Source organism: Mycolicibacter acidiphilus (assembly GCF_018455725.1).
GTDB lineage: Bacteria > Actinomycetota > Actinomycetes > Mycobacteriales > Mycobacteriaceae > Mycobacterium > Mycobacterium acidiphilum.
In genome coordinates this window covers 1-10,526 of record NZ_JAHCLR010000087.1, presented here as the reverse complement: position 1 = coordinate 10,526, position 10,526 = coordinate 1, and the positions used below count along the sequence as shown (strand labels likewise).

6 protein-coding genes are annotated in these 10,526 nt (G+C 72.1%); all 6 read right to left on the bottom strand.

Annotated elements, in window-relative coordinates:
* Nucleotides 1-39 precede the first annotated feature (39 nt).
* Nucleotides 40-1,467, bottom strand: coding sequence for a PPE family protein (locus KIH27_RS21520; RefSeq protein WP_214094998.1), 1,428 nt, complete (start codon nucleotides 1,465-1,467; stop codon nucleotides 40-42).
* A 2-nt stretch (nucleotides 1,468-1,469) separates the two neighbouring features.
* Nucleotides 1,470-1,790: a PE family protein gene (locus tag KIH27_RS21515; protein ID WP_214094996.1), complete on the bottom strand. Its 321-nt coding sequence runs from the start codon at nucleotides 1,788-1,790 to the stop codon at nucleotides 1,470-1,472.
* 25 nt (nucleotides 1,791-1,815) lie between these two features.
* Nucleotides 1,816-5,787, bottom strand: a complete 3,972-nt coding sequence (gene eccCa / locus KIH27_RS21510) for a type VII secretion protein EccCa (RefSeq protein WP_214094995.1) — start codon at nucleotides 5,785-5,787, stop codon at nucleotides 1,816-1,818.
* Nucleotides 5,784-7,424, bottom strand: a complete 1,641-nt coding sequence (gene eccB, locus KIH27_RS21505; protein WP_214094994.1) for a type VII secretion protein EccB — start codon at nucleotides 7,422-7,424, stop codon at nucleotides 5,784-5,786. The genes eccCa and eccB overlap by 4 nt, the downstream gene beginning before the upstream one ends.
* Nucleotides 7,421-9,268, bottom strand: coding sequence for a type VII secretion AAA-ATPase EccA (gene eccA / locus KIH27_RS21500; RefSeq protein ID WP_214094993.1), 1,848 nt, complete (start codon nucleotides 9,266-9,268; stop codon nucleotides 7,421-7,423). Before eccA ends, eccB begins: the two co-directional genes overlap by 4 nt.
* Before the next feature lie 251 nt (nucleotides 9,269-9,519).
* Complete coding sequence (locus KIH27_RS21495) at nucleotides 9,520-10,419, bottom strand: class I SAM-dependent methyltransferase (RefSeq protein ID WP_214094997.1); 900 nt, start codon at nucleotides 10,417-10,419, stop codon at nucleotides 9,520-9,522.
* Nucleotides 10,420-10,526: the final 107 nt, after the last annotated feature.

The window sequence follows — 10,526 nt, the reverse complement described above, 5'->3', positions numbered from 1 at the left end:
CATCCAACAAACTCATCCCACCGCTCCTTTCTCCACTTGTTACTGATCCGACTCCGACTCCGCGGTGGAGTCGGCACAATCGTTCGCGCCCCAGGTGTCGGGCAGCATCGGCATGGCGGGGCCCCCGCCGAAGTCGTCGCCGGCCAGGGTGGCCAGTCCGGACGCCCGCGCGGCACGGCGCTTGCCGACCGTCCCGGTGAAGCCGAGCGGACCGGCGCCACGGTCCGAACCCGCCGTCTCGGCGGCGGCCGGAACCCCGGCGGTCAGGTCCATGAACTCATCGGCGTGGTCGTGAATGATCGCCCGCTTGCGGCGCCGGGCCCGCGCCTTGTCCCGCGCCGACACCCCGACCGCCGCGGCCGCGGCCGGCACCCGCGCCGCGGGCGCCGACGCCTTCGCCCCGTCGGTCAGCGTCGGCCCCACGCTGGTGCCGGGGTCCGACCCGCCGACCAGGTAACCGAAGCCGGCCACCCCGGCCGTCGTCGCCGGCGGAGCACCCGCGGCCGGGGCGCCGGCGGCGGGCACACCGGCCGCGCCGGGCGTGGCGATGCCGGAGGTGAAACCGGCCACCGCCGCCACCGGCCGCTGCGCCGACGGTGCCGCACCGAGCGGGGTCGGCTCCGGGGCGTCCTCGGCGACCGGGTCGGCGTCGAGGTTCAGCAGATAGGCGACGCCGAGCGGGATCGCGATCGGCAGCGCGATCGACGCGCCGAGCATCACCCCCCAGAACGTGAAGCCGAACGGGATGAAGAACGCCTCGTAGGCGATGAAGAACAGCAGCGGCGTCCACGCGATCAGCGCCGCCGGGTTGCTCAGGATCTCCCGGATCACGCCGGACGGATCCTTCAGCAGCTGCCCGATCTGGTTGATCAGCGTCTGGAAGAAATCCGAGCCGGACGGCTGGGCCGCCGCCGGCTGCGCGGACTGGCCCTTGACCACCGGCGGCGCCTCGGCGGTGCGTGGCGCCGACGCCAGCGCCGCACCGGACACCGCGTGATAGGTGCTCATCGTGACCGCCGCCTGAATCCACATCCGGACGTAGTCGGCCTCGTTCAGCGCGATCGGGATCGTGTTGATGCCGAAGAAATTGGTGGCGACCAGCACGCCGTGCGTGGCGTGGTTGGCGGCCAGTTCACCCAGCGTCGGCATCGTCGTCAGAGCGACGGTGTACGCCGACGCGGCGACCTCATGCTGGGCGGCGACCCCGGCGCTGTCCGCGCTGGCCTGGGTGAGCCAGGCCAGATACGGCAGGTGCGCCGCCAGGTACTGCTCGGCGCTGGTGCCCTGCCAGGCGCCGGTCTGCACCGCACCCAGCACGGCCGCCAGTTCGTCAGCCACCGAGGCGTACTCGGCGCTCAGCGAACTCCACACCCCGGCAGCCGACAGCAGCGGGCCCGGTCCGGGTCCGCTGGTCAGCATTCCTGAATGCACCTCCGGCGGGGAGGCGATCCAGACCGGGGCGGTCAGCATCAGAGACTGCCGCCACCCAGGTGGCCGAGGTAGGTCGATGCGCCCGCGGCGTCACCCACGGCGTAGCTGACACCGGACTCGCCGACGCCGACACCGGCGCGGCCGAGTTCCGCGGCGCCCTGCGCGGCGACCGCGGCGTGCTCGGCGCCCTGCGCGCTGAAACCGGCGGCGGTCTGCAGCGACACCGGGTCCGCGGCCGGCGGCACCACCGCGCTGATCAGCGGGGCGGCGCTGGCCTGCGCCGCCGCCAAGCGGGCGGTCAGCGCCTCGACGGCCGCACTGGCGGCGGCCAGGCCTTCGGGAACCACCTGAAGGGTCATGACGGGTTCTCCTTCCTGGTGCGCGTCAGCGCGCCAAACTCTGACTGACCAGCGGGTTGACCAGCTGGAGGTAGGTGGGTTCATCGCTGTCGCCGAGCAGGATCGCCCGGCCCGCCGGCAGCCTGTTGAAACGCTGGCCGCGGATCTTGCCGCTGTCGGCCGGGTTGCCGGACAGCATCAGCGTCGTCGCCTGCAGGTCGTTGAGACGACGCAGCAGCGGGTTGGTCATCAGCGCGTGCGCCGACCCGGTCGCCCGACCGGTCACGATCACCCGCAGCCCCAGGTCACCGGCCTGCGACAGCAGCCCGATCAGGTTGGTCCACGGCCGCTGCCCGGCGAACTGCCCGGTCAGCGCCGGGGTGTCCGGGATCGCGTCGACGTCGTCGATGATCAGGTAGTGGGTCGGCCCGGTGTAGCCCCAGCCGGTCAGCTCGGCGGCGGACAGCCCGGCCGGCGGCCGGCGCGACGCGATCAGCGCGGACAGCCCCAGCATCGCCGGGATGACCCGGTCGACGTTGGCGGTGTACTCGTTGTCCGCGAACAGCGGCTCGTCGACCAGGTGCAGCCGACGGTCCAGCACGGTGAACGCCACCTGGTCGGCGGTGCTGTGGTCACGCACCGTGCGGATGATGTGCCGCAGCAGCGTGGTCTTGCCGGACTTGGCGTCGCCGAGCACCAACAGCAGCGGGTTGTCGGAGAAGTCGACCTCGACCGGCGCCAGGTCCTCCTCGCGCTGGCCGATGACGATCCGCTCCGGCCCGGGATAGGTCAGGCCGACCGCCTCCGGCGCCAGGTTGGTCGGCAGCAGCCGCACCGGCGGGGCGCTGACGCCCGGGTAGGCGGCGTTGATCTCCGGGATCTGCGCCAGATCCGGCGCGGCCACCAGGAAGTGCTCGGCGGCCATCGTCAGGCCGCGGCCCGGCTGGTTGGCCGGGACCGCCTCGGCCGGGCGGGTCAGCGCGCCGGCGACCCGGACGTTGGAGTCCCGCGGGTCGTGCAGCTTGAGCTCCAGGCGCAGGCCCAGCCCGTCGCGCATCGCCAGCGGCACCTCCAGCCAGCTCGGGGTGGTCACCACGACGTGGATGCCGTAGGCCAGCCCGACGTTCACCAGCTCGGTCACCTTGGCCAGCAGCGGGTTGCGGGTGTTGAACTGGTCGGTGTTGTCCCGGCTGAACGCGTACAGATTGTCGATCACCAGGAACACTTCGCCGTAGCCGTCGTCGAACGCGGTGGTGCTGCCGTTGCGGAACGCCTCGCGCTGCTGACGGGCGGTGAGCAGCTGCTCCAGCTCGCCGAACGTGCGCCGGATCCGCTCCGGCTCCAGCCCGGACGCGACGCTGCCGACGTGCGCCAGGTCCGCCACGGCCCGCAGCTGCCCGCCGCCGTAGTCCAGGCAGTAGAACGTCACCTCGCGCGGCGAGTGCAGGTTCGCCGCGGACAGGATGAACGTCTGCAGCGCGGTGGTCTTGCCGGACTTCGGCCCGCCGTGGATCAGCATGTTGCCGCTCGCCGAGCGGGCGTCGAACACCAGCGGGTCGCGGCGCATGTCGAACGGCTTGTCGATCTCGCCGAGCGGCCAGCGCAGCTGCTGCGGGCCGACACCGGCCCGCGCCAGCGCCGCCGCCAGCGGGATCGGCTCGTCCAGCGGCGGCAGCCACAGCGCCGGCGCGTGCGGACCGTAGTGGCCCAACTGGTCGCCGATGGTGGCGATCAGCTTGCGCGGCGGACCCAGGGCCTCGTCGTCGGCGTCGACGATCGTCACGGTCTCCGCACCGGAGGCGACCGGCCCGGCGGTGAACAGCTTCGGCTCCGGCAGCGCGTTCGTCACCACCGTCCGCGCAGCCCGCGGCGGGTCGTAGATGCCGTCGACGTAGGTGCTGCGGAACTTGATCGGCGCGGCGCCGGGGGCGGGCACCAGGAAGCCCTCGCCCTTGTGCTCCCGGCCGGATTCGATGTGATAGGCGTCCTCGACCCCGATGATCTGCCGGGAGACGCTGGGGCTGGCCACCTTCAGACCGATCCGGTACGAGGTGTTCTTGTCGATGTCCTTGATCTTGCCGACGTCCAGCGTCTGCGAGGCGAACAGGATGTGGATGCGGAACGACCGGCCCTTGCGGGCGACGTAGTCGAACAACTCCGCGTACTCCGGGTGGTCGGCGAGCATCAGGGTGAACTCGTCGGCGACGATGAACAGCGTCGGGATCGGCGCCAGGTCATGCCCGGCGGCGATCGCCGCCTCGTACTCGGTGACCGAGTTGAACGCACTGCCCTGCACCTTGCGGCCGGCCTCGCGCAGCAGCAGCTCACGCCGGGCGACCTCGCCGCGCAGCGTGTCGGCGAACCGGTCGGCCAGCGACTTCTTCTCCGCCATGTTCGAGATGACGGCGACGACCTGCGGGAAGTTGCGGAAGATGTCGGCGCCGGCCTCACCCTTGAAGTCGGCGTAGATGACGATCAGCCGGTCGGCGGAGTGCGTGGTCAGCAGCGCCAGCAGGATCGACATCAGCGTCTGCGACTTGCCGGAACCGGTCATGCCGATCATCAGGCCGTGCGGCCCCATGCCGCCCTCGGCCTCGTCCTTGAGGTCGAAGATCAGCGGTTCGCCGGTGGTGGTGACACCGATCGGGACCCGCAGTTCCTCCTCGCGGGTGCGCGGCGCCCACAGCGCCGGCACGTCGAGCCGGGCGGCGTCGGGGATGCCCAGCAGGGTGGTGAAGGTGGCGCCGCGGGTGCCGGCCGAGCGCAGCCCCGCGTGGGTGGGGTTGGAGTCCCAGCGCGACAGCCGCCGGGCCAGGTGCGCGGCCTCGTCGGCGCCGAGGACGTCGGCCTGATCGACGTAGGCCTGCCAGCCGCCGGTCTGCCAGCGCTGGATCGCAGGCACTCGGCTTCCCCCGCCGTCCCGCCCGCTGCCGACCCGCAGGATCGGCCGCTCCGGGTCGGAGTACTGCTCCCGGTTCGGCTCGGCCTTGCCGCGTTGCACGACGGTCACCCCGGCACGCGGGATGCCCAGCGGTGAGGCGGCCAGATCGAAGTCGGGGTCGTCGACGATCACCAGCAGGTGCCGTGCGGTCTCCGCCGAGTCACCGGTGAACGCCGGCCGGTCGGCCAGCGCCGGAGCGAGCAGCGCGGTCAGTTCGTCGGCGCCGGTGGTCAGGTAGCGGGCCGGGCCCACCCCGTCGGCCTGACCGGCGATGTCGGTGTGCGGCAACCACTTCAGCCACGACCAGGCCGGGTCCTCCAGCGTCGGCGCGGCCAGCGCCACGCCGAGCATGGTCGGGTCGTGCCAGGTGACGGCCTGCGCGACCCAGGCGCGCAGCGCCCCTGCGACATCCTCGGACTCGCCGAGGACGGTGATCCGGGAGACCTTGGTCAGGTCGAGGCCGACCGGCACGTCGCGCACGGTGCGCTGGGTGTCGAGCAGGCTGCGCAGCGCCGAGTGGCTCACCGGCTCCAGGTCGATCTCGTCGGCGGTGTCGGTGACCCGCACCGGGCTGCTCAGCGGCACCGAGTGCCGGCCGGTGCGCACCACCAGGAAGTCGTCGTCGTGCGGGTCGCGCTCCCACTGCCGGCGGGATCCGGGCACCGCGGCCAGTTCGGCCGGCTCGGGGTGCGACCACTCGGCGGCGGTGCGCTGCTTGGCGGCGGCGCCCCGGATGTTGTCGCGGACCACCGACAGGTAGCGCAGGTAGTCGGCGCGCTCGGCGTCCACCTCGACGGTGCGGGCCTTCTTGTCGCCGCCGCGGTAGATGCCGGCCGCGGCGACCAGCAGCGCGAACGGGAAGAACAGCATCACCGGGGAGACCAGCCGCATCCCGGTGGCGACCATCGCGATCACCATGCCGACGATCAGGATGACGATCACCACCGGCAGCGCCCGCTGCAGGAACGACGCCGGCACGATCCGCGGCAGCTCCGGCGGCGGCTCGATGCTGATGGTGCCGCGGTCGGTCGGCGGTACCGGCAGCCGGCGGCGTGCCTCGAAGATCAGTCGACTCATCGGGTCTCTCCCCCGGTAGAAGCCGGTCCGGCGGCAGCGCGGCGGCCCGGTCGTTGGTCTGGTGCCAGGCCGTCGTGGGCCAGCAGGGCGTCGGAGCGCGACAGCGTCGGCCCGGGGGCGAACTGGCTGAGCACCGACCACGGGATCGGCAGCGCCGGCTGGCTCAGGCCCAGGGCGGCGACGGTGTCACCGTCGGAGTCCGCCGCGCCGTCCGTCCCTTTTTCGGTGTTCACGCCGTAGCGGACGCCGGTGTCGGAGACCCAGAACAGCGGGCCGGAGGTGCCGCCGGCGGCCGGGTCGCTGTTGACGCTGCGGGTGAAGTAGCCGGTGCCCGGGGCCAGCGCGACACGGGTGGCGGTGCCGCCCATACCCGCGCCGACCAGGTCCAGCGTGCGGGCGCCGTCGCTCAGCGGCAGCGTCGAACCGGACAGCAGGCTCAGCGAGTTGGTGCTGGCCCCGGCGGTCTCGCTCCAGTGCGCGCAGGTGATCGGATCGTGCGCCGGGTCGATGACGCTGACCGGCGCCGCCGGGTAGCGGGCGGTGTCCAGCGCGCGGGAGACCGGCAGCCGGGCGATGTCGTCGGCACCGAGCAGTGGCGGGCGGTCCAGGCCGTGCGAATCGGTGTTGCGCAGCACGGCGGCGAGCACACCGGAGATCGGCTGCAGGCCGTCGGGCAGCACCGCGTAGTGCCGCAGCGTGTCCTCGGTGCCGTTGTCCAGGGTGTGCGCGGCGACGACGGCGCCCACCGGGGCCGGTACCGGCAGATCGTACGCCGGCTTGCCGCCGGCGTCGGGGACCAGCGGCGCGATCAGCGCGGGTGCCTCCGGGATCGTGTTGAACAGCCCGGTCGAGATCGTCCGCGGCCGGGGCAGCGGCGCGCCGTTGGCGCCGAGGCCCAGGGCGCTGGTGATGGCGTGATCACCCAGGTCGATCTGGCTGCGCTTGCCGTCCCACAGCAGCCAGGTGCCGGTGCCGGTGTCGGCCAGCACCGCCTGCTGCGCGCCGATCGGGGCGACCCGCGAACCGCCGTCGGCCAGCGGGCCGGCGATCACCGTGGTGCCGGCGGCCGAACCGGTCGCCGCGTCGCAGACCGTCCAGTCGGCGTCCCGGGCGGTGCTCTGCACCATCCGCTCCGGTGCGCCGGGGATGCCGATCAGGTTGCCGCGCGGGAACTTGTCCAGCGCGGTGCTGCGCACGGCGGTCGGGTTGACCGGCCGGCCGACGATCAGCCGCGCCGAGGTCAGGTTCAGCACCGGGTGCAGGTCGTCGCCGACCTTGACGTACAGCGCGGAGGTGGACCGGTCCGACAGCACCGGGTCGTTGCCGGCGGCGCTGTTCGGCCAGATCAGCGTGAACACGAAGCAGCCACCGGCCACCGTGGCCAGCACCAGCAGCCCCATCAGCACGGCGCGGGTCTGGGCGCGCAGCGGTTCGACGAGCATCCGGGTGTCGTGCAGGGCGACGCCGGAGGCGATCCGGCGCATCACGAACCGCCAGCCGCTGACCTGGTGCTTGGTGACGAAGCCGCGCCGGTACTCGACCCGGTCGGGGTTCTCGTTGACCGGGGTGCGGGACGCGAACGACCGCCGGTCGTCCTCGTCGGTCGGGTCCGGCCGGCCGGCGCGGGCTGCGCTCATGCCTGCACCGCCAGGCCCAGGCCGCGCAGCAGCGGGGTCACCGAGTTGCGGACGTCTTCGGTGGTGATGGTCATGAGCTCCTCATCGGTGAACACCGGGTCAGCCTGTCCCGAATGCTCCATATGGTCGAGCCGGAACTCGCGCTCCTCCTCGGAGCGCTCGACGAGGTTCCGGACGAAACGGCCGTTGCCGGCGATGTCGAGGCTGCGCCGGTCGACGCCGTTGGCGTCCGGCGTGGTGGCCGCCGCCAACTGGCCGAAGACCGACTCCATCTCGGCCAGCGCGGACTGCTCGAAGATGCTGTCGCGCTGCTCGCCCATCTTGTGGGCGATCTCGACGAGCTCCGGCGGGGCGTACGACGGGAAGTCGATGCTGCGGGTGAACCGCGAGCGCAGACCCTCGTTGGTGTCCAGGAAGCGGTCCAGGTCGGCGCGGTAGCCGGCGATGATCACCACGAGGCGGTCGCGGTCGTTCTCCATCCGGGCCAGCAGCGTGTCGATCGCGACCAGGCCGAAGTCGTTCTTGGCGCCGGTCGCCACCAGGGCGTACGCCTCGTCGAGGAAGAGCACGCCGTCCAGGGCGCTGTCGATGATCGCGTTGGTCTTGGCCTCGGTCTCACCGATGTGCTGGCCGATCAGGTCGGCGCGGTGCACCTCGCGGATGTTCTCCTTCTTCAGCAGCCCCAGACCGCAGTAGATCTTGGCGACCACGCGCGCGATGGTGGTCTTGCCGGTCCCGGGCGGGCCGGCGAACACCAGGTGGTGGGCCCGCTGCCCGACGGCCAGGCCGTGCTGCTTGCGGACCAGTTCCATCGCCACCGAGCTCTTCAGCCGCTGCACCTGGTTCTTCACCTCGGACAGGCCGATGAACTCGCCGAGTTCACGCTCGGCCTCGGCCATCAGCACGGCTTTGCGCTCGTGGGCGGCCGGGTCGACGAAGTCCTCGGCGGACGGCTCGGTGTCGGGGTCCCACGGGTCGGTCCGGGCCTCGATGCGGGCCGCGGTGGTGGTGACGATGCCGAAGCTGGTGTCCAGCAGCGCCTGCTCGACCTGCTCGTTCTCCGGGTTGGCGGCGTAGAGGTCCTGCAGCACCTCGGCGGCGGACTCGTCGTCGCCCTGCGCCCGCAGGATCAGCCCCTTGGCCAGCGCGCCGTCGGTGGCGGCGACGGGGATCGGGCCGTCGGGCTCCTCCAGGTAGGACAGCGCCGGGGCGAACATGCCGAGCCGGGCCAGGGCGGTGCCCAGCGCGATCTTCGCGGCGTGCGCGAACAGGTCGTCGCGCTCGGTGTCGTTGACGATCGGGGTCAGCAGCTTGACCATGTCCGACCAGCGGCCGGCGTGGTGGTGCACGGCGATGGTCAGCCAGCGGGCGTCGTTCCAGTCCGGCCGCCGCGCCAGGATCTCGGCGAGCACGTCGTTGGCCTCGGCGCAGCGGCCGGCGATCGCCAGTTGCGCGGCGTGCGCCAGGTGGAAGTCGTCGGGCTCGGTGGCGCGGAACTTCAGATACAGGCCGGTGTCGTAGGAGAAACCGAGCGTGCCGTGGGTCAGGTCCAGCCGGCGCTGCAACGCGCCGGCGCTGGCGGCCGTCTGCGACACCGCGGCAAGCACCCGGGCCGACAGGTCGCCGGCGGCGGCCAGACCGGTCCAGGCGTCGCAGTGGTCGTGCGCGACGCGGGTCAGCGCGGTGAATCCGGCGCGGGCGGCGACCAGGTCGGCCGGCCGTTGCCGCTGGTGGACCGGGATGCCCAGGGCCCGGCAGCAGGTCGCGAACCGGCTCAGGGTCTCCTCGTCGATCCGGGTCGCCGCGGGACCGGGGGTGAGCAGGGCCGCATCACCGTTGTTCATCCGTGGCTCGCCTCTCCGTGGCTAGTGTTGCCTAAGCTAATTCGATTGAAGTTAGCATTGCATAAGCTAAGTGTCGATACGGCCCGGGGTGCCCCGCGGACACCCGTTCGCGCACCTCCAACGCCGGGATCCAGCGCCGCCAGGACGCCGTCGTTCCAGCCCATCACCCTACTCCTTATTGAAAATCATTTTCACTATATTCCGGGCAGCGCAGTACCCCAAACCTGCCCACCGGGGACTTCCCCCGCGTTCTACCCCTTGACCGCCCGAACCAGCGTGTTCCGGGCGATCATCGGCCCCGCCTCACTGTCCGGACCCGGCACCGGCCGGTCCAGGTCCCGCAGGTAGTCGGCGAGCCGCGTCGCCGAGGCCGTCCAGCCCCGGGCGCCGAACCACTCGTCGGCCGGAGCGCAGCGCTCGTTGTAGACCAGCTGGTGGAAGATACGGCGCTCGTCGCCGGCGGCCTGCTCCGCCGCGACCGCGGCCGCGAACTCCTCCGGCGGCATCGGCGCACCGTCCTCGACCGCCAGGTGGCTGCCGCGCGCGGCCAGTGCGTCGATGCCGGTGAACAGCTGCTCCTGCGCATCCGCGGGCAGATAGATCAGCAGGCCCTCGGCGATCCACGCCGACGGCCGGGACGGATCGAACCCACTGCGGTTCAGCGCCTCCTCCCAGTCCTCCCGCAGGTCGACGGCGACCTCCCTGCGCTCGGCCCGCGGCCGGATGCCGCGCTGCGAGAGCGCATAGCTCTTGAACGCCAGCACCTGCGGCTGGTCGAGTTCGAAGATCACGGTCTCGTCCGGCCAGGACAGCCGGTAGGCGCGCGAATCCAACCCGGCCGCCAGAATCACCACCTGACGGACGCCGGCCTCGGCGGCGCGGTGGAAGTAGTCGTCGAAGTAGCGGGTGCGCGCACCCTGGAAGTTGACGAAGTGCTCGCCGAAATCGCTTCTCAGCAGTTCGTGGTCGGGACAGTTGCCCTCGAGCACCGCCGCCCAGTCACCGCCGGCCGCACGGCAGAACGTCTCCGCGTACGGATCGACGGCCAACGGGTCGGGCTTGCGGGCCTCCAGGGCCCGGGCGGTGGCCACGAACAACGCGGTCGAACCGACGCTCGTCGTGATGTCCCAGCTGTCACCTGCACTGCGCATTTCCGGCATTCCAGTGACCTTACGCCGTGGTGACCTGCATCGACACCGAACCGGACGCGGCGGGGGTCACCCCCATTTGGCGGCTTCGGCGGCGTCGCGGGCATGCA

Bases quoted from the DNA above. Each gene is read 5' to 3' on its own strand.
- KIH27_RS21515 (WP_214094996.1), bottom strand. From the start codon at position 1,790: ATGACCCTTCAGGTGGTTCCCGAAGGCCTGGCCGCCGCCAGTGCGGCC.
- eccCa (WP_214094995.1), bottom strand. From the start codon at position 5,787: ATGAGTCGACTGATCTTCGAGGCACGCCGCCGGCTGCCGGTACCGCCG.
- eccB (WP_214094994.1), bottom strand. From the start codon at position 7,424: ATGAGCGCAGCCCGCGCCGGCCGGCCGGACCCGACCGACGAGGACGAC.
- eccA (WP_214094993.1), bottom strand. From the start codon at position 9,268: ATGAACAACGGTGATGCGGCCCTGCTCACCCCCGGTCCCGCGGCGACC.
- KIH27_RS21495 (WP_214094997.1), bottom strand. From the start codon at position 10,419: ATGCGCAGTGCAGGTGACAGCTGGGACATCACGACGAGCGTCGGTTCG.